Annotated in this window: 19 protein-coding genes; 18 read left to right on the forward strand and 1 reads right to left on the reverse strand. The window is 66.4% G+C overall.

Annotated elements, in window-relative coordinates; translation table 11 throughout:
* Window positions 1-58 precede the first annotated feature (58 nt).
* The 4 genes from msrA to H7F16_RS17010 all read left to right on the forward strand — a co-directional run bounded on the left by msrA (window position 59) and on the right by H7F16_RS17010 (window position 2,963).
* A complete protein-coding gene (gene msrA / locus H7F16_RS16995) occupies window positions 59-706 on the forward strand; it encodes a peptide-methionine (S)-S-oxide reductase MsrA (RefSeq protein ID WP_185798816.1) in 648 nt (215 codons plus the stop codon).
* A gap of 29 nt (window positions 707-735) precedes the next feature.
* Window positions 736-1,596, forward strand: coding sequence for a class I SAM-dependent methyltransferase (locus tag H7F16_RS17000; RefSeq protein WP_185798817.1), 861 nt, complete (start codon window positions 736-738; stop codon window positions 1,594-1,596).
* A 25-nt stretch (window positions 1,597-1,621) separates the two neighbouring features.
* Window positions 1,622-2,509: a 50S ribosomal protein L11 methyltransferase gene (locus H7F16_RS17005; RefSeq protein WP_185798818.1), complete on the forward strand. Its 888-nt coding sequence runs from the start codon at window positions 1,622-1,624 to the stop codon at window positions 2,507-2,509.
* Window positions 2,510-2,612: 103 nt separating this feature from the next.
* Entirely contained in the window at window positions 2,613-2,963 is a 351-nt protein-coding gene (locus tag H7F16_RS17010; protein WP_185798819.1) for a hypothetical protein, read from the forward strand.
* Window positions 2,964-3,028: 65 nt separating this feature from the next.
* Here H7F16_RS17010 and H7F16_RS17015 read toward each other — a convergent pair whose 3' ends face one another.
* Window positions 3,029-3,232 carry a DUF1127 domain-containing protein gene (locus tag H7F16_RS17015; protein ID WP_185798820.1) on the reverse strand — a complete coding sequence of 68 codons (204 nt, stop codon included), beginning with the start codon at window positions 3,230-3,232 and terminating at the stop codon, window positions 3,029-3,031.
* 343 nt (window positions 3,233-3,575) lie between these two features.
* On the opposite strand from H7F16_RS17015, the gene ruvC reads away from it, so the two are divergent.
* The 14 genes from ruvC to H7F16_RS17085 all read left to right on the forward strand — a co-directional run bounded on the left by ruvC (window position 3,576) and on the right by H7F16_RS17085 (window position 16,626).
* Window positions 3,576-4,097: a crossover junction endodeoxyribonuclease RuvC gene (gene ruvC, locus H7F16_RS17020; protein ID WP_185798821.1), complete on the forward strand. Its 522-nt coding sequence runs from the start codon at window positions 3,576-3,578 to the stop codon at window positions 4,095-4,097.
* Complete coding sequence (gene ruvA / locus H7F16_RS17025; RefSeq protein WP_185798822.1) at window positions 4,094-4,777, forward strand: Holliday junction branch migration protein RuvA; 684 nt, start codon at window positions 4,094-4,096, stop codon at window positions 4,775-4,777. The genes ruvC and ruvA overlap by 4 nt, the downstream gene beginning before the upstream one ends.
* Window positions 4,778-4,780: 3 nt before the next feature.
* Window positions 4,781-5,806, forward strand: a complete 1,026-nt coding sequence (ruvB, locus tag H7F16_RS17030; RefSeq protein ID WP_185798823.1) for a Holliday junction branch migration DNA helicase RuvB — start codon at window positions 4,781-4,783, stop codon at window positions 5,804-5,806.
* A gap of 139 nt (window positions 5,807-5,945) precedes the next feature.
* Window positions 5,946-6,566, forward strand: coding sequence for a hypothetical protein (locus H7F16_RS17035; RefSeq protein WP_185798824.1), 621 nt, complete (start codon window positions 5,946-5,948; stop codon window positions 6,564-6,566).
* A gap of 127 nt (window positions 6,567-6,693) precedes the next feature.
* Window positions 6,694-7,095 carry a tol-pal system-associated acyl-CoA thioesterase gene (ybgC, locus tag H7F16_RS17040; protein ID WP_185798825.1) on the forward strand — a complete coding sequence of 134 codons (402 nt, stop codon included), beginning with the start codon at window positions 6,694-6,696 and terminating at the stop codon, window positions 7,093-7,095.
* Between the two features lie 112 nt (window positions 7,096-7,207).
* Window positions 7,208-7,903: a protein TolQ gene (tolQ, locus tag H7F16_RS17045; RefSeq protein ID WP_185798826.1), complete on the forward strand. Its 696-nt coding sequence runs from the start codon at window positions 7,208-7,210 to the stop codon at window positions 7,901-7,903.
* A 2-nt stretch (window positions 7,904-7,905) separates the two neighbouring features.
* Window positions 7,906-8,379: a protein TolR gene (tolR, locus tag H7F16_RS17050; RefSeq protein WP_185798827.1), complete on the forward strand. Its 474-nt coding sequence runs from the start codon at window positions 7,906-7,908 to the stop codon at window positions 8,377-8,379.
* A 50-nt stretch (window positions 8,380-8,429) separates the two neighbouring features.
* Entirely contained in the window at window positions 8,430-9,569 is a 1,140-nt protein-coding gene (locus H7F16_RS17055; protein ID WP_241741498.1) for a cell envelope biogenesis protein TolA, read from the forward strand.
* A gap of 111 nt (window positions 9,570-9,680) precedes the next feature.
* Window positions 9,681-11,018, forward strand: coding sequence for a Tol-Pal system beta propeller repeat protein TolB (gene tolB, locus H7F16_RS17060; protein ID WP_185798829.1), 1,338 nt, complete (start codon window positions 9,681-9,683; stop codon window positions 11,016-11,018).
* An 84-nt stretch (window positions 11,019-11,102) separates the two neighbouring features.
* Entirely contained in the window at window positions 11,103-11,630 is a 528-nt protein-coding gene (gene pal, locus H7F16_RS17065) for a peptidoglycan-associated lipoprotein Pal (RefSeq protein ID WP_185798830.1), read from the forward strand.
* A 4-nt stretch (window positions 11,631-11,634) separates the two neighbouring features.
* Window positions 11,635-12,489, forward strand: coding sequence for a tol-pal system protein YbgF (gene ybgF / locus H7F16_RS17070; RefSeq protein WP_185798831.1), 855 nt, complete (start codon window positions 11,635-11,637; stop codon window positions 12,487-12,489).
* Window positions 12,490-12,530: 41 nt separating this feature from the next.
* Window positions 12,531-13,736 (forward strand): tRNA lysidine(34) synthetase TilS, encoded by a 1,206-nt coding sequence (tilS, locus tag H7F16_RS17075; protein ID WP_338402023.1) that lies wholly within the window; start codon window positions 12,531-12,533, stop codon window positions 13,734-13,736.
* An 80-nt stretch (window positions 13,737-13,816) separates the two neighbouring features.
* Window positions 13,817-15,724, forward strand: a complete 1,908-nt coding sequence (gene ftsH, locus H7F16_RS17080; protein WP_185798832.1) for an ATP-dependent zinc metalloprotease FtsH — start codon at window positions 13,817-13,819, stop codon at window positions 15,722-15,724.
* A gap of 302 nt (window positions 15,725-16,026) precedes the next feature.
* Complete coding sequence (locus tag H7F16_RS17085; RefSeq protein ID WP_185798833.1) at window positions 16,027-16,626, forward strand: MOSC domain-containing protein; 600 nt, start codon at window positions 16,027-16,029, stop codon at window positions 16,624-16,626.
* The last annotated feature ends 215 nt before the right edge of the window (window positions 16,627-16,841 follow it).

Genomic DNA, 16,841 nt, shown 5'->3' on the forward strand with positions numbered 1-16,841 from the left:
CGCACTGGCGCGGGGGGCGGGGCGGCCCTATATTCAGGCCCAACCAAGGAGGCCCGAGATGTTCCTGAACGCCAAGAAGATGGAAATGGTGTCGCCCGACCGCGCCCTGCCGGGGCGGGCCGAGCCTTTGCCCACCGCCGAGACGCATTTCATTTCGGGCCTGCCGCTGAAATCGCCCGTGCCTGCGGGCATGGCCGAAGCCATGTTCGGCATGGGGTGTTTCTGGGGAGTCGAGCGCAAGTTCTGGCAGCTGGACGGCGTCTGGCTGACGATGGTCGGTTATGCGGGCGGTTTCACCCCGAACCCGACCTATCCCGAGACATGCACGCAGTTGACGGGCCATAACGAGGTGGTTCGGGTGATCTATGACCCCGCCAAGGTCAGCTACGAGCGGCTTTTGCAGCATTTCTGGGAAAACCACGATCCGACGCAGGGCATGCGGCAGGGCAATGATGTGGGATCGACCTACCGGTCGGGCATCTACACCTATACGCCCGAGCAGGCGGCGGCGGCGCAGGCCTCGAAAGCGGTCTACCAGCACCGGCTTAAGGCGGCGGGCTACGGGATGATCACGACCGAGATCCTGCCCGTTCCCGTGTTCTATTTCGCGGAAGCCTATCACCAGCAGTATCTGGCGAAAAACCCCGACGGATATTGCGGCATCGGCGGCACCGGCGTAACTTGCCCCATCGGACTGTCCGCCTGAAGCGCGGTCGTTTGCTTCGGGAGTGAGTGATGGCTGGTAAGAAGATCGACACCCGCGCGCCGGGACTAGAGGCGGGTGTCGCCCTTGCAAAGTGGCTTACGGGCAAGGAGCATCTGCATTACGGGCTTTGGACCGGGCTCGAGGTGCGGGCGGCCAATCTTGGGCCCGCGCAGGAAGCCTATAGCCAGAAGCTGTTCGCGTTGCTGCCGCAGGGGCGCGCGCTGCGCATCCTCGACATCGGCGGCGGGGCCGGAGAGACGGCGAAGCGGCTGATGGATCTGGGCCACCGTGTCGAGATCGTCGTGCCTTCGCCCTATCTGGCCGGCCGCTGCCGCGAGAACGCAAAGGGGGCGGTCGTCCACGAGGCGCTGTTCCAGCAGGCGCAGGTGACGGGGCCGTTCGATGTGTGCCTGTTCTCGGAAAGCTTCCAGTACATGCCCTTCAAGGTCTCGTTGCCCAAGGCGCGGGGCTTGCTGGCACCGGACGGGGTGATCGTGATCGGTGATACATTCCGGCCCGAGGGGTTTGATCGCGGCACGGGCGACCGTCCGGTCGGCGGGGGGCATCCGCTCGGGAAGTTCCGCGCCTTTCTGCCGAAGGCGGGGCTTGCCATAGAGACGGAAGAGGACGTGACCGATGCCGTGGCGCCGTCGATCGACCTTGAACAGGCGTTCTTCAACGTGGTGGGCGTGGGTCTTGCGGGGCTGGACCGCGAGTTCAGCGAGAAGCGCCCGCGGATGCGCAACCTGCTGGTCGGGCTGATCGGGTTGTTCATGGGCAAGGCGGCGCGCGACCGTCTGGCGCGGCGCTTGCGCGGAAAGGCGCGAACGGCGGATGCATTCCGCGCCAACAACCGTTATCTGCTGATGCGACTCGGCCAGACGGCCTGATCTGACCCCTGCCGGAGACAAGACGATGCCCAGCTATTCCGCCCTGACCACCCTGATGGGCGAGGACGCCGCCGAGGCGCTTGCCGAAGCCATCGAGAAGATGGAGCCGGAGCCGACGGGCGTGGGTGTCTTCGAGATCGAGGATGATTCCGGGCTGTGGGAGGTGGGGGCCTATTTCCTCGAACAGCCGAACGAGGTGGTTCTGGACGTGCTGGCGATGGCCTTCGGGGCCAAGCCCTTTGCCGTTTCGGAAATTCCCGAAATCGACTGGGTCGCCAAGGTCCGGCGCGAGTTGTCGCCGGTCGAGGCGGGGCGGTTCTATGTCTTTGGCAGCCATGACGCCCACACCGTGCCCGACGTTCTGGCGCAGGGCGGGCGGGTGCCGTTGCAGATCGAGGCCACGGTGGCCTTCGGCACGGGGCATCACGGCACGACGTTGGGGTGCCTGCGCGCCTTTGACCGGCTGTTCGAGGCGGGGGCGCGGCCTGCCAAGGTCGCGGATATCGGCTGTGGCACCGCGGTGCTGGCGCTGGCGGCGGCGGCGGTCTTGCCCGAGGCGCTGGTGATCGCGTCGGATATCGACGAGGTGGCGGTCGATGTTGCGCGTGCCAATGTCGAGATCAACGAGATGCAGGGGCGGATCGAATGCCTCGAGGCGGCGGGTTTCGCGCATCCGCGCATTGCCGAGGCGGGGCCGTTCGACCTTGTCTTTGCCAATATCCTCAAGGGGCCGCTGATCGAACTTGCCCCGGATATGGCGCGCCATGTGGCGGCGGGTGGCCTTGTGATCCTGTCGGGCCTGCTGGTCGTGCAGGCCGAGGCGGTGACGGCGGCCTATGTCGCGGCCGGTTTCTCGCTGCAATCGCGCGAGGATCTGGGCGAGTGGTCGGCGCTGGTCTTGCGGCGGCTGTGACCGGTGCCGGCATGGAAACGGGGCGTTTCCTGCGGGCTGCCTAGGTTTTGCCATCAATAAAGGTTAAAAACACCGCGCCGGCAGGTCTTGGCGAGGTAGGCAGATGTCCGACCCGAATATGCAGGATTTCCGCGCCCGCGTGACGCGGCTGCAACGCGCCCACGCGCGGGGCAAGGGATTCGACGCGCCCGGCACGCTGAGCCGGGCCGATTTCGTGCGCCCCAAGCTTCGCCGCCGTCCGATCTTTCGCACGCTGCTTTTCGTCGTCGCCTTCCTGTTCGGGATCAAGGGGGCGCTGCACCAGCATCTTGGCCCGAATGCCTACGAGGCGCGGATCGAGGAATTGCGGCAGTCGGGCGGGATCGACGCGTGGCAGGCCAGTTTCATGCAGGCCGATCCGGTGACGCTGATGGTGTCGCATACGATCCAGCGTCTGGTCGCAAAGGTCGTCTGACATGCAAAAGGCCGCCGACCCCGATGGTCGACGGCCCTAGCATACGGTCAGACGGCGCTGAAAGATCAGCGGCCGATCATTTCGACGTCGCCACGGCACAGGCCGATATCGTCAAGCTCACGGTCGGAAAGCTTGCCGAGGGCGTTGCGGGTGACGCGGGCGTCGTTCCAGTTGGCGACGGTCAGGTAGGCATCGCTGACGAACTGGACGAAGCGGAAGATCGAAATTGCGCCGAAAGGCGCCGGACGGGTCGTATCGAAGGCGGCCATGGCTGTTATCCTTTTACAAACTGCTCATAGTAGAGGCATCACTGTCTCACAGCGGCTAAATATCTATGCTGCAGGTGCAAAACAAGTCTGGTCCAAGCAAACCACCCTTGCGTGCAATGCATGGCAGATCGGGGCCGTCTGGCCCTGTTTTTGCTGGGATATGCCCCTGACGCGCCGCCATTGTCGTTTAAGCTGGCCGCTGCGTCGGTTTCTGCATCTGCATAAAGCACTGGGCGGCGATGCCTGCAAGGGGGTTTAAAGCGATTGCCCGATGTTCTTGTTTCGTGCTAATCGTGACGCCAAGAAGAAAAGCGGCCCGGATGGGGCCAAGGGCAGGGATACGATGCGCGTTCTGGGAATCGACCCGGGCCTTCGCAACCTCGGTTGGGGGGTGATCGAGGTGACGGGGGCGAAGATCGTGCATGTCGCAAACGGCATCTGCCATTCCGCCCCGGGCGAGGCGGGAGAGGGCGACCTCGCCCTGCGGCTGGTCAGTCTATACGAGCAATTGACAGCGGTGATCCGGACCTATGCGCCGGATGCGGCGGCGGTCGAGCATACATTTGTCAACAAGGATGCGGTGGCGACGCTGAAGCTGGGGCAGGCGCGGGGGATCGCGTTGCTGGTTCCGGCGCAGGCGGGGATCACGGTCGGGGAATATGCGCCCAATGCGGTGAAGAAGACGGTTGTCGGTGTGGGCCATGCCGCCAAGGTGCAGGTGGACCATATGGTGCGGCTGCACCTGCCCGGTGTGCAGATCGCGGGGCCGGATGCGGCGGATGCGCTGGCGATCGCCATTTGCCACGCGCATCATATGCAAAGCGCGGGGCGGTTGGCGCAGGCGTTGAAAAGGGCGGCGGGATGATCGGCAGGATTTCGGGGCGGCTGGACTGGCGGGGGCCGGAGTCGGTGCTGATCGACGTGCGCGGGGTGGGCTATATCGTCCATGTCAGCGACAGGACGCTACGCGGGATGCCCGGCGTGGGCGAGGCCGTGTCGCTGTATACCGAGTTGCTGGTGCGCGAGGATCTGCTGCAGTTGTTCGGCTTTCCGACGATGTATGAAAAGGAATGGCACAAGCTGCTGACCACCGTTCAGGGCGTGGGGGCAAAGGCGTCGATGTCGATCCTTGGCACGCTGGGGGCCGAGGGCGTGGCGCGGGCCATCAGCCTTGGCGATGCGCGCGCGGTGCAATCGGCGCCGGGTGTCGGGCCGAAGCTGGCGCAGCGGGTGATCCTCGAGCTGAAGTCCAAGGCGCATTCGGTGATGGCTGCGGGCGGCGGGCTGATGGACGTGGCCGAGGCCGATGACGCGGTGATCGAAGCGCCCGCCCCCAAACGGGCCGCAAAGCCCGCAGGTGCCGAGCAACTCGCCTCGCAGGCGCGGGCCCGGGCGGCGGCCGATGCGCTTTCGGCGCTGGCGAACCTTGGCTACGGGCCGGGAGATGCGGCGCAGGCGGTGGCCGCGGCGGCGGGCGATGCGCCCGAGGCGGATACCGCCATGCTGATCCGCGCCGCGCTGAAACTGCTGGCGCCGAAGGGATAAGGGATGGAGCCCGATCCGCTGATCCGCCCCGAAAGGCTGGCCGAGGATACCGACCGCGCGCTGCGCCCGCAGACGCTAGAAGAATTCGTCGGACAGGCCGAGGCGCGGGCGAACCTGCGCGTCTTTATCGAAAGCGCCAAGATGCGCGGCGAGGCGATGGACCACACGCTGTTCCACGGCCCGCCCGGTCTGGGCAAGACCACGCTGGCGCAGATCATGGCGCGCGAACTGGGGGTGGGGTTCCGCATGACCTCGGGGCCGGTGCTGGCAAAGCCCGGCGACCTCGCGGCGATCCTGACCAATCTCGAACCGCGCGATGTGCTTTTCATCGACGAAATCCACCGCCTGTCGCCCGTGGTGGAGGAGGTTCTCTATCCCGCGCTGGAAGATTTCGCGCTGGATCTGGTGATCGGCGAGGGGCCGGCGGCGCGGACGGTGCGGATCGACCTGCAACCCTTTACGCTGGTGGGGGCGACGACACGGCTCGGGCTGCTGACGACGCCGCTGCGCGACCGTTTCGGGATTCCGACGCGGTTGCAGTTCTATACCGAGGACGAGCTTGATCTGATCGTCACGCGCGGGGCGCGGCTGCTGGGCGTCGCCGCCGATCCCGAAGGCACGCGCGAGATCGCGCGGCGCGCCCGGGGCACCCCGCGCGTGGCGGGGCGGCTTTTGCGTCGGGTGGTGGATTTCGTGCTGGTCGAAGGCGACGGGCGGTTGACCAAAGCCATCGCCGACCGCGCGCTGACGCGGCTTGGGGTCGATCACCTTGGCCTCGACGGGGCCGACCGGCGCTACCTGCTGCTTCTGGCGGAAAATTACGGCGGCGGGCCGGTGGGGGTGGAAACCATCGCGGCGGCCCTGTCAGAGGCGCGCGATGCCATCGAGGAGGTGATCGAACCCTATCTGCTGCAACAGGGGCTGATCCAGCGCACGCCGCGCGGGCGGATGCTCGCGGCCAAGGCGTGGCGGCACATCGGGCTGGACGCGCCGCGGGTGACAGGGCAGAGCGACCTCTTCGAAGGCTAGCGCAGGGGCGAAAAATCTTCGGACGAAGATTTTTCGGGTGGCGGGAAAAATCATCGGAGGGGATTTTTCGGGCGGTGCGCGTGGTTGAGGGCGCGGCGGATCTGGGCTAGGTCGGCGCGGTATTTTCGGGGGGATGCCCATGACGCCGGACGAGATCGCAGCCCTGTTCACGCGGGCCGACGGGCAATATCTGTGCGCCCGCTGGGGGCGGCCCATCGTGCCGGTGGTCTTTGGCGTCGAGGATGCCACGCTGTCGGTGCTGAAGGGCGCGGTCGAGGCGGTGGTGACCTTGGCGGGTCACAAGATGGCAGAGACCGACCCCGAACTCGGCGCAAATCTGATGGTGTTCTTCTTCCGCGACTGGTCGGAACTGCCCGAGGTGCCGAACCTTGACCGGATGATACCCGACCTTGGCCCGCTGTGCGCGCGTCTGGCTGCGGCCGGGGCGAACCAGTACCGCATCTTCCGCTTTGACGAGGGGGGCGCGATCAAGGCGGCTTTCGTGTTCTTGCGGATGGATGCGGATCTTGCCTCGGTCTCGGCCGAGACGCTGGCTTTGGCGCAGGCGGTGCAGACGATCCTGCTTTGGTCCGACACGGCCTTTCACGGCGTCTCGCCGCTTGCACTGGCGGGGGGGCAGGTGATCTTGCGTCCCGAAATCGCCGCCGTGATCCGCGCGGCCTATGACCCCGTGCTGCCCGCCGTGGCGCGGGACGCAAGCCATGCGCTGCGCCTTGCGGCGCGGTTGCGCGTTCAGTAGGCCGCGACCCGTCGCTGCCGCAAAAGGCCGCTGGGCCGATGCGTCGGCAAGAACGGCGGGGGGGCGAGGTTTCGCTTGCAGCCCAAGCGCCCCGAGCGCTAGGTCGGGGCAGCTTTGGAGGCTGCCGATGGACCACGATGTCACCTTGCGCGTCTATTACGAGGACACCGATCTTGCCGGTATCGTCTATTACGCCAATTACCTGAAGTTCATCGAACGCGGGCGCAGCGAATGGGTGCGGAGCCTTGGCATCGACCAGGCGGCGCTGAAGCGGGATCACGGGGTGGTCTTTGCCGTGCGGCGGGTCGAGGCGGATTATCTGCGGCCCGCGCGGTTCGACGATATGCTGACGGTGCGGACGCGGCTGGCCGATGTGGGCGGGGCGCGGATCGTTCTGGAGCAAGAGGTGCTGCGCGATGGCGAGCGGCTGTTTGTGGCGCATGTCGTGCTGGTCTGCCTGACCGACGCCGGCACGGCGGGGCGCATCCCGCCGCAGGTGCGCGCGGCGCTTTCGGCCACGCGGCACTAAGCCGGGCGGCGGTTTTCGCCGGTTCGCGCAGATGTGTTGGCATTCCGTGTGGAACTTGGGTAGAATCACCCTTAAAGGCCGCGACAGGACGGCCATAACAAGAGCAGGCGTAATGGATACCCAGACCCTCGCGGCAGCGCAGGAGATTGATTTCTCCTTGCTGGCCCTTTTCATGAAGGCCACCCTTACCAACAAACTCGTCCTCATGACCCTGATGGGAATGAGCTTCTGGTCGTGGTCGATCATCATCCAGCGGCACATGACCTTTCGCAAGGCGCGGGTCGAGGCGGCCGAGTTCGATCAGGCCTTCTGGTCGGGTGAACCGCTCGACGAACTGTTCGAGACCATCGCGCCCGATCCGCAAGGGGCCGCGCAGCGCATCTTCGCGGCGGGCATGACCGAATGGCGGCGCAGTCACCGGCAGGACGGCGGGCTGATCGCGGGGGCGCAGGCGCGCATCGACCGCGCGATGGATGTCGCCATCGCCCGCGAGGCCGAGGTCCTGAACAAGGGTCTGGCCTTTCTTGCCACCACGGGATCGACCGCGCCCTTCATCGGGCTTTTCGGGACGGTCTGGGGGATCAAGCACAGCTTCGAGCAGATCGCCATAAGCCAGAATACCAACCTTGCCGTCGTGGCCCCCGGTATCGCCGAGGCGCTGCTTGCCACGGCCATCGGTCTGGTCGCGGCCATTCCGGCCGTCGTGGCCTACAACAAGCTCAACAGCGACAGCGAGCGCATTCTGGGCGGGTATGAATCCTTTGCCGACGAATTCGCCACGATCCTGTCGCGCCAGCTGGACGCCTGAGCATGGGAGCGGGAATCGCCAAGAAATCGGGCGGCGGCGGACGGCGCGGGCGGCGGCGTGGCGGCGCGGCCCCGATGGCCGATATCAACGTGACGCCCTTCATCGACGTGATGCTGGTCTTGCTGATCATCTTCATGGTCGCGGCCCCGATGCTGACCGTGGGCGTTCCGGTGGAACTGCCCGAGACGGCGGCCAATGCCTTGCCCACCGAACAGGAAGAGCCGCTTGCGATCACCATGACGGCGGACGGCAAGTTGCTGATCCAGAAGAACGAGATCCAGCCGGGCGACTTGATCCAGAAGCTGACGGCGATTGCCGCCGAGCGCACGTCGGACAAGATCTTCCTGCGGGCGGACGGGGCCATTCCCTATGCCAAGGTGGCCGAGGTGATGGGTGCTTTGAACAAGGGCGGGTTCAACAATATCGGGCTGGTAACCGATGCGGGTGGACCCTCGCTCGACGGCAGCGGCGGCTGACGGCCTGAGAGATGGGCTTGCGTGAACGCACAGGTATGAACACGGGGCAGATGGTTTCTGCGGTCGGTCACCTATGCCTGTTGCTTTGGGTGGCCATCGGGGATTGGCTGTTCACCACCAAGGACATGCCCGAGGTGACGGTTGCCGAAGTGTCGCTGATGACCTCGAGCGAGTTCGACGCGATGATGGAAGCCTCGCCCGCGGCGGCACCGGCCGAGCCTGCGGCCCAGCCCGACGCGCCCGCCGAGCAGCCCGCCGAACCGGCGCAGCCCGCGCCGACCGAGCCGCCGCCCGTCGTCGAGGACATTCCCGCCGATGTGCCGGTTTCGGATGCGCCCCAGCCCATCGAGGCGCCCGATCCCGTCGCGCCGATCGCCGATACCGAACAGCCTGTTCCCGTGGCCCCTTCGGATGTGAAGCCGAAGCCGCGGCCCATCGACCGCGTGGCGGCGGTGCCGGTGGATGCGACCGAGGATGCGCCCGAAATCGCCGATACGGTGACGCCGAAGGCATCCGAGGATGCCGCTCCCGACGCGCCGGTGATCGAGGACCAGCCCGAGGCGGCCCCCGAGGAAGCGACGACGCAGATCGTGACCGAGGCCGTCGAGACCGAGGACAACGCGCCGCAACTGCCGAAGATGGCCTCATTGCCGCCGCGGTCGCGGCCGAAAGATCTGGTCAAGCCGGAACAGCCGCCCGAAGAACAGGTCGCCAGCGCCGAGCCCGCGCCCGAGGACACGGCCGATGCCGATGCCGCGGCGATTGCCGCCGCCGTCGCTGCGGCGGCGAGCGAGGCACCTGCCGATGCGCCCGCCGAGCCGACGGATACGGGGGCCGCAAGTGGCCAGAGCAATGCGCCGTCCGGCCCGCCGATGACGGGGGCCGAGACAGATGCGATGCGGGTTGCCGTGCAGGCCTGCTGGAACGTGGGGGCCCTGTCGATGGAGGCGCTGCGCACGACTGTCGTCGTGGGTGTTTCGGTCAAGCAGGATGGCAAGCCCGATTCAGCCTCGGTCAAGCTGGTGAGCAGCGATGGCGGGGACGATACGGCGGTGGGTCAGGCCTTCGAGGCCGCGCGGCGCGCGATCATCCGCTGCGGGTCCAAGGGATTTCCGCTGCCGCCCGAGAAATACGACCAGTGGAAAGAACTCGAACTGGTCTTCGATCCGAACGGGATGCGCATGAGATGATGCTTTATTCCGCTTTTCACCGGCACGGACTTGCGCCTCGCGCGTTCGTGTTTCCACTGATGCAGCCGTTCGCGGCATGTTTGACCCATACCCGAGGAGACTGAGGCCCCGATGACCCTGTTTCGCACCCTCTCCCCCGTGCTTGCGTTGGCGCTTGGATTTTTCATTGCCGATGCCGGAGCGAGCCATGCCCAGCAAGGACCGCTGCGGATCACCATCACCGATGGCGTGATCGAGCCCTTGCCCTTTGCCGCGCCGACCTTCGTGGCCGAGAACGGAAGCGCTGCCGATTATGCCGCGCAGATCACGCAGGTGATTTCGGCCGACCTTGCGGGGACGGGGCTGTTCCGCGAAATTCCGGAATCGGCGCATATCAGCCGTGTCAGCAGTTTCGACGCGCCCGTCGCCTATGAGGACTGGAAGGCGATCAACGCGCAGGCGCTGATCACGGGCGCGGTCAGCGCCAGCGGCGACCGGATCGTGGTGAAATTCCGCCTGTTCGACATCTACAGCGGCCAGCAGATGGGCGAGGGGCTGCAATTCGCGGGCACACCCGACACGTGGCGGCGCATGGCGCACAAGGTTTCGGATGCGGTCTACAGCCGGATCACGGGCGAAGGCCCCTATTTCGACAGCCGCGTGGTGTTCGTGTCCGAAAGCGGGCCGAAGAACCAACGGCAAAAGCGCCTTGCCGTGATGGATTATGACGGGGCGAACGTGGCCTATCTGACCGACAGCTCGTCGATCGTGCTGGCCCCGCGCTTCTCGCCCACGGGCAACCAGATCCTGTTCACCAGCTACGAGTCCGGCTTCCCGCGCATCTATCTGATGGATACGGGCAGCATGGCGGTGCAGTCGCTGGCGCAGCAGGAAGGCACGATGACCTTTGCGCCGCGCTTCTCGCCCGACGGGCGGACGGTGGTGTTCAGCCTTGAACGGGGCGGGAATACCGACATCTACCAGCTTGATATCGGCAGCGGGCAGACGGCGCAGCTGACCAACGCGCCCAGCATCGAAACCGCGCCCAGCTTCAGCCCCGACGGCAGCCAGATCGTGTTCGAGAGCGACCGTTCGGGCACGCAGCAGATCTATGTCATGTCGGCGGGCGGCGGCGATGCGGTGCGGATCTCCAGCGGTGCGGGGCGCTATTCGACACCCGTCTGGTCGCCGCAGGGCGATTACATCGCCTTTACCAAGCAGAACGCGGGCCGCTTCCACATCGGCGTGATGCGCTCGGACGGAAGCGAGGAGCGGTTGCTGACGGCCTCGTTCCTTGACGAGGGTCCGACCTGGGCACCCAATGGCCGCGTGATCATGTTCATGCGCGAAAGTGCCGGGGCGGGCGGACAGTCGAGCCTGTTCTCGGTCGATATTTCGGGCCGCAACCTGCGGCAGGTGACGACCGACGGCCCTGCCTCGGACCCCGCCTGGTCGCCGCTTTTGCCCTGAGTGTCGCCCCCGATTCACACGGGCGCGCAAAGCTGATATAGATGGCCGCAATCGAGCCAAGAACCTTAAAAAAGGAACCCAAGAATGACCCTGCTTCCGAAAGCCCTTCTTATCGTCGCAGCCCTCGGGCTGGCGGCCTGCAACAACCCTGACCGTTACGGCGCGGGCGGTGCCGGCGATGGTGCCGGCGGCTTCGGCGCGGGCGGGATCGACCAGAACGGGTTGGGCGATCCGAACAACCCGGCGTCGATCGCCTATTTCAACCAGTCGGTCGGTGACCGCGTGCTTTTCGCCGTCGACCAGTCGACGCTGAGCCCCGAGGGCCGCAACATCCTGATCGGTCAGGCGCAGTGGCTGAACTCGAACCCCGGCTATGCGATCATCATCGAAGGCCACGCCGACGAGCAGGGCACCCGCGAATACAACCTTGCGCTCGGTGCGCGCCGTGCCAGCGCCGTGCAGGACTTCCTGATCAGCCAGGGCGTGCAGCCGAGCCGGATGCAGACCGTGTCCTATGGCAAGGAACGCCCGATCGAGATCTGCTCGGAAGAGGCCTGCTACGCCAAGAACCGCCGCGCCGTGACGGTGCTGTCGGCCGGCGCGGGGGTCTGACGCCATGCTTCGGCTCGGATTGATCCTTATGCTTGCGTTGATGCCTGCCGCCGTTTCGGCGCAGGACAAGGCGCAGACGCTGGCCGATATCCGGGCCGAGCTTGATCTGCTGATGGGCGATTTCAACGCGTTGAAGGCCGAACTGGTGCAATCGGGCGGCGCGGGAACGGGTGCGGGGGGCGGTGACGCCCTTCAGCGCATGGATACCATCGAAGCCGCCTTGACGCGCTTGACCGCCAAGACGGAAGAGGTGGAGCTGAAGCTGAACAAGGTGGTGTCGGATGGCACGAACCGGATCGGCGACATCGAGTTCCGCCTGTGCGAGGCGACCGAGGGATGCGACCCCGCGACCTTGCCGGAGACGCCGACACTTGGCGGCGCGGCAACCGGCGGGACCGAACCCGCGCCGGTGAGTGGCGGGACCACGCCCGCCGTCGATCCGGCAACGGGCGGCGGGACTGCGGCTCCGGAATTGGCGCTGAACGAAAAGGCCGATTTCGACAAGGCCAACGCGCTTTACACGGCGGGCGATTTCCGCGGGGCGGCGGACCAGTTCGCCAGTTTCGCGCAGAATTACCCCGGCGGGCCGCTGACGCAGGAAGCCGCCTTCCTGCGCGGCGAGTCGCTGGCGCAGCTGGGTGACACGGCGGGATCGGCACGGTCCTACCTCGAGGCGTTTTCGGGCCAGCCCTCGGGGCCGCGCGCGGGGCAGGCGCTTTTGAAACTGGGTCAGGCGCTTGGCGCTTTGGGCCAGACGCCGGAGGCCTGCGTCACCTTGCAAGAGGTGGGCACGCGGTTCCCCGGATCGGCCGAGGCGGGAACGGCCGTGACCTCGATGCAGGGGCTTGGCTGCTCCTGACCGCCGATATCGAACAGCGTTTCAGGCAGGGCCTGGCGGGGGTGAAGCTTCCGCTGGGCCTTGCCGTTTCGGGGGGCGGGGATTCGATGGCGCTGCTGCATCTGGCCGTGGCGGCTGCGGTGCCGGTGGCGGTGGCCACGGTCGATCACGGCCTGCGCGCCGAGGCTGCGGCAGAAGCGGAAGCGGTGGCGCGCGCCTGTGCGGGTTTGGGCGTTGCCCACAGGACGTTGCGCTGGCACTGGGACGGGCTTGGAAACCTGCAGGACCGCGCGCGGCGCGGGCGGCTGGCGCTGCTGTCGGACTGGGCGCGGGCAGAAGGGCTGGGTGCTGTCGCGCTGGGGCATACGCGGGATGATCTGGCCGAGACCTTTCTGATGCGTCTTGCGCGCGGGGCGGGGATCGACGGGCTGGCGGCGATGGCGGCGCGGCGCGAGGTGTCGGGGGTGATGTTCCTGCGCCCCTTGCTGGAGGTGTCGCGGCAAGAGTTGCGCGACTGGCTGGGCCTGCGGGGCGTTGCGTGGTTCGACGATCCGTCGAACGAGAATGACCGCTTCGCGCGGGTCAGGGCGCGGCGCATGGTGGCGGCCCTTGGCGCGCAGGGCATCGGGTCCGATGTGCTGGCCGAGACCGCGCTGCGGATGCGCGAGGCGCGCGAGGCGCTGGACGGGCAGGCCGCGGCGGTCGCGGCAGAGTGCGGCAGGATCGAGGCGGGGGATGTCATCTTCGACGCCGCGCAATTTGCCCGGTTGCCTGCCGAAATCCGGCGCCGGTTGCTGTTGGCTGCGGTGGTCTGGGTGGCCTCGGCGGAATATGGCCCAAGGGGTGCGGATATGGTCCGGCTGCGCGATGCGGTGGCGGCGGGGCGGGCGGCCACGCTGCATGGCGTGCGCGTGACGACAGCCAAGGGGCGGGTGCGCATCGGGCGCGAGGCGCGGGCGGTGGCGGGTGTCGAGACGCCCGCAAATGCGCTTTGGGACGGGCGTTGGCGGGCAAGCGGTGGCAATAACAATGATTTGACCTTGCGCGCGCTGGGCGAGACGGGCCTGCGCCAATGTTCCGGCTGGCGGGCGACGGGTCTGCCGCGCGCCACCCTTTTGGCCGCGCCTGCACTGTGGAACGGGGGCGATCTGGTGGCGGCTCCGCTGGCCGGGATGGCGGCGGGATGGCAGATCGGCTGCGTGCCGCCGCAGGGCGTTCTGGCTGCGGCAAAGGGCGCTGCCGCGTTATCTTCCGCTTTATCGCATTGAACCTGTGGCCGTTATCTCTATCTTAGAACATAAGTGCCGCGCCCTTCTTTTGAGCGCGTGGCGGTTTGAGGAGACTGTTCGTGGGCAATGCACGAAATATCGCGTTCTGGGTCGTTCTGTTCCTGCTGATCCTTGCGCTGTTCAACCTGTTCAGCGGTAACCAGACGACCATGTCGTCGCGCAGCCTGTCCTATTCCGATTTCATCTCGCGCGTGGACAGCGGCGACGTCCAGAGCGTGACGCTCGATGGCGAGCGTGTTCTGGTGCGGGCCAAGGACGGGTCGCAATATGTGACGATCAAACCCGAGGGCGAGAACCTTGCCGACCGGCTGATCACCAAGGGTGTCGAGGTCAAGGCCGAGGCGCAGGAACAGTCGAGCTTCGTTTCGATGCTTGGCGTGTGGCTGCCGTTCCTGCTGCTGATCGGGGTGTGGATCTTCTTCATGAACCGCATGCAGGGTGGCGGGCGCGGCGGGGCCATGGGCTTTGGCAAGAGCCGCGCGAAACTGCTGACCGAGAAGCAGGGCCGTGTGACCTTTGACGACGTCGCGGGCATCGACGAGGCCAAGGAAGAACTGGAAGAGATCGTCGAATTCCTGCGCAACCCGCAGAAGTTCAGCCGTCTGGGCGGCAAGATTCCGAAGGGCGCGCTGCTTGTCGGCCCTCCGGGCACGGGTAAGACGCTGCTGGCGCGCGCGATTGCGGGCGAGGCGGGTGTGCCCTTCTTCACCATCTCGGGTTCGGATTTTGTCGAGATGTTCGTGGGTGTCGGTGCATCGCGGGTGCGCGACATGTTCGAACAGGCCAAGAAGAACGCGCCCTGCATCGTGTTCATCGACGAGATCGACGCCGTGGGCCGTGCCCGTGGCGTGGGCATCGGCGGCGGCAATGACGAGCGCGAGCAGACCTTGAACCAGTTGCTGGTCGAGATGGACGGGTTCGAGGCGAATGAGGGTGTCATCATCGTCGCTGCGACCAACCGCAAGGACGTTCTGGACCCCGCGCTCTTGCGTCCGGGCCGCTTCGACCGGCAGATCCATGTTCCCAACCCCGATATCAAGGGGCGCGAGAAGATACTTGGCGTCCATGCCCGCAAGGTGCCGCTTGGCCCCGATGTCGACCTGCGCACCATCGCGCGCGGCACGCCGGGCTTTTCGGGTGCGGACCTCATGAACCTTGTCAACGAGGCGGCGCTCATGGCCGCGCGTGTGGGCCGCCGTTTCGTCACGATGGACGATTTCGAGAATGCCAAGGACAAGGTCATGATGGGGGCCGAACGCCGCAGCATGGTCTTGACCGACGACCAGAAGGAAAAGACCGCCTATCACGAGGCAGGCCATGCCATCGTGGGCATGAACATGCCCAAGTGCGATCCGGTCTACAAAGCCACGATCATTCCGCGCGGCGGTGCGCTGGGCATGGTTGTCAGCCTGCCCGAGATGGACCGGCTGAACATGCACAAGGACGAAGGCAAGCAGAAGATCGCCATGACGATGGCGGGCAAGGCGGCCGAGATCATCAAATACGGGGAAGAGGGCGTCTCGTCCGGCCCTGCGGGCGATATCCAGCAGGCCTCGTCGCTGGCGCGGGCGATGGTGATGCGCTGGGGCATGTCGGAAAAGGTCGGCAACATCGACTATGCCGAGGCGCATGAAGGCTATCAGGGCAATACGGCGGGTTTCTCGGTTTCGGCCGATACCAAGACGTTGATCGAGGCAGAGGTGAAGCGCCTGATCGACGAAGGCTACGAGACCGCCTATCGCATCCTGACCGAGAAGGCCGATGATTTCGAGCGGCTGGCCAAGGGGCTTCTGGAATATGAAACCCTGACGGGCGACGAAATCCGCAAGGTCATCGCCGGCGAGGCCCTTGGCAAGGACGACGACACCGCCGGTCCGGCCAGTGGCGGCGGGTCGATCGCCGCGATTCCGAAAACCAAGCCCAAGGCCCCCAAGGGTGGCGGGCTCGAACCGGAGCCGATGGTCTGAGGCTTTGCCGGACCGCTGAAAATGAAAGCCCCGAAACCCGAGACGGTTTCGGGGCTTTCGTTTGGGACGGAGCCTGACACGGGGCAGGAAGATGCGGGGCCGCCTGACACGGGGCCGCCTGACACGGGGCCGAGAGGCTGGGGCCGGGAGATATGGGGCCGGGAGATGCGGGGCCGGGAGATGCAGGCCGAGGGGTCGGCCGCATGGCGGGGCTTGTGTGTCGCGCCGCAAGCGGCGAGGTTGGGGGCGACGGGGCTTTCCACACCGGAGGGCCGCCGCCTTGCCAATCTGCCGGAGGTTCCATGCCTGCGTTGAAAGCCACCGCCTTCGTCGGCCGCATCGTCTGGCTGGGCCGTGTGCCCGACCGTGGACGGCAACTCGAGTCCGAACCCGTGCCGTCCCTGCGGGCCTCATTTGCGGGGCCCGAGGGAGAGGATCATGGCGGGCTGGTGCGGCCTTCGTGCAGTCGCGTGCTGGGGCTTTACCCGCGCGCGACCGAGATCAGGAACACGCGGCAGTTTTCGGTTCTGTCTGCCGAGGATCTGGCCGCCATCGCCGGGCGCATGGGAATAGACCGGCTGGACCCCGCGCTGGTGGGGGCGACGATGATGATCGAGGGTATCCCCGATTTCAGCCGCATCCCGCCCTCGAGCCGCTTGCAGGCGGCGGGCGGGGCGACGCTGGTGGTGGATATGGAGAACCGCCCCTGCGTCTTGCCTGCCAAGCCGATCGAGGCGCGGCACCCCGGCCTTGGTGCGGCCTTCAAGCCCGCCGCGCAGGGCCGGCGCGGGGTGACGGCCTGGGTCGAGCGCGAGGGCATGCTGACCCTGGGCGAGGCGATCCGCCTGCATGTGCCGGACCAGCCGGTCTGGCCGCATCTGGCGCTTGCGCGGCGCGGATAGCGCGGGTGCAGCCGCGAAGATTTTTCGTCCGAAAAATCTTCGTCACGGTCGGCACGCCCTGTCTGCGGGAAGCGCGGGTGCAGCGGGTCTGCCTGCGGCAGTCGTGGAATGTATGTTCCATATTTGGAAAGATTTCCGCCCTTGTTCCATAATTTCCGATCGGAAACCTGCGCTGGCGAAAATGGCGGGGAACATGTCGTAAAAGCCCACAACAT

Source organism: Paragemmobacter straminiformis, assembly GCF_014243445.1.
GTDB lineage: Bacteria > Pseudomonadota > Alphaproteobacteria > Rhodobacterales > Rhodobacteraceae > Paragemmobacter > Paragemmobacter straminiformis.

What these genes read in the sequence shown, in the direction of transcription:
- ruvB (WP_185798823.1), top strand. Translation starts at nt 4,781, where the DNA reads ATGGAGCCCGATCCGCTGATCCGCCCCGAAAGGCTGGCCGAGGATACC.
- ruvC (WP_185798821.1), top strand. Translation starts at nt 3,576, where the DNA reads ATGCGCGTTCTGGGAATCGACCCGGGCCTTCGCAACCTCGGTTGGGGG.
- H7F16_RS17015 (WP_185798820.1), bottom strand. Translation starts at nt 3,232, where the DNA reads ATGGCCGCCTTCGATACGACCCGTCCGGCGCCTTTCGGCGCAATTTCG.
- H7F16_RS17005 (WP_185798818.1), top strand. Translation starts at nt 1,622, where the DNA reads ATGCCCAGCTATTCCGCCCTGACCACCCTGATGGGCGAGGACGCCGCC.
- ruvA (WP_185798822.1), top strand. Translation starts at nt 4,094, where the DNA reads ATGATCGGCAGGATTTCGGGGCGGCTGGACTGGCGGGGGCCGGAGTCG.
- H7F16_RS17035 (WP_185798824.1), top strand. Translation starts at nt 5,946, where the DNA reads ATGACGCCGGACGAGATCGCAGCCCTGTTCACGCGGGCCGACGGGCAA.
- msrA (WP_185798816.1), top strand. Translation starts at nt 59, where the DNA reads ATGTTCCTGAACGCCAAGAAGATGGAAATGGTGTCGCCCGACCGCGCC.
- tolB (WP_185798829.1), top strand. Translation starts at nt 9,681, where the DNA reads ATGACCCTGTTTCGCACCCTCTCCCCCGTGCTTGCGTTGGCGCTTGGA.
- H7F16_RS17010 (WP_185798819.1), top strand. Translation starts at nt 2,613, where the DNA reads ATGTCCGACCCGAATATGCAGGATTTCCGCGCCCGCGTGACGCGGCTG.
- H7F16_RS17085 (WP_185798833.1), top strand. Translation starts at nt 16,027, where the DNA reads ATGCCTGCGTTGAAAGCCACCGCCTTCGTCGGCCGCATCGTCTGGCTG.
- ybgF (WP_185798831.1), top strand. Translation starts at nt 11,635, where the DNA reads ATGCTTCGGCTCGGATTGATCCTTATGCTTGCGTTGATGCCTGCCGCC.
- ybgC (WP_185798825.1), top strand. Translation starts at nt 6,694, where the DNA reads ATGGACCACGATGTCACCTTGCGCGTCTATTACGAGGACACCGATCTT.
- tolR (WP_185798827.1), top strand. Translation starts at nt 7,906, where the DNA reads ATGGGAGCGGGAATCGCCAAGAAATCGGGCGGCGGCGGACGGCGCGGG.
- tolQ (WP_185798826.1), top strand. Translation starts at nt 7,208, where the DNA reads ATGGATACCCAGACCCTCGCGGCAGCGCAGGAGATTGATTTCTCCTTG.
- H7F16_RS17055 (WP_241741498.1), top strand. Translation starts at nt 8,430, where the DNA reads ATGGTTTCTGCGGTCGGTCACCTATGCCTGTTGCTTTGGGTGGCCATC.
- pal (WP_185798830.1), top strand. Translation starts at nt 11,103, where the DNA reads ATGACCCTGCTTCCGAAAGCCCTTCTTATCGTCGCAGCCCTCGGGCTG.
- H7F16_RS17000 (WP_185798817.1), top strand. Translation starts at nt 736, where the DNA reads ATGGCTGGTAAGAAGATCGACACCCGCGCGCCGGGACTAGAGGCGGGT.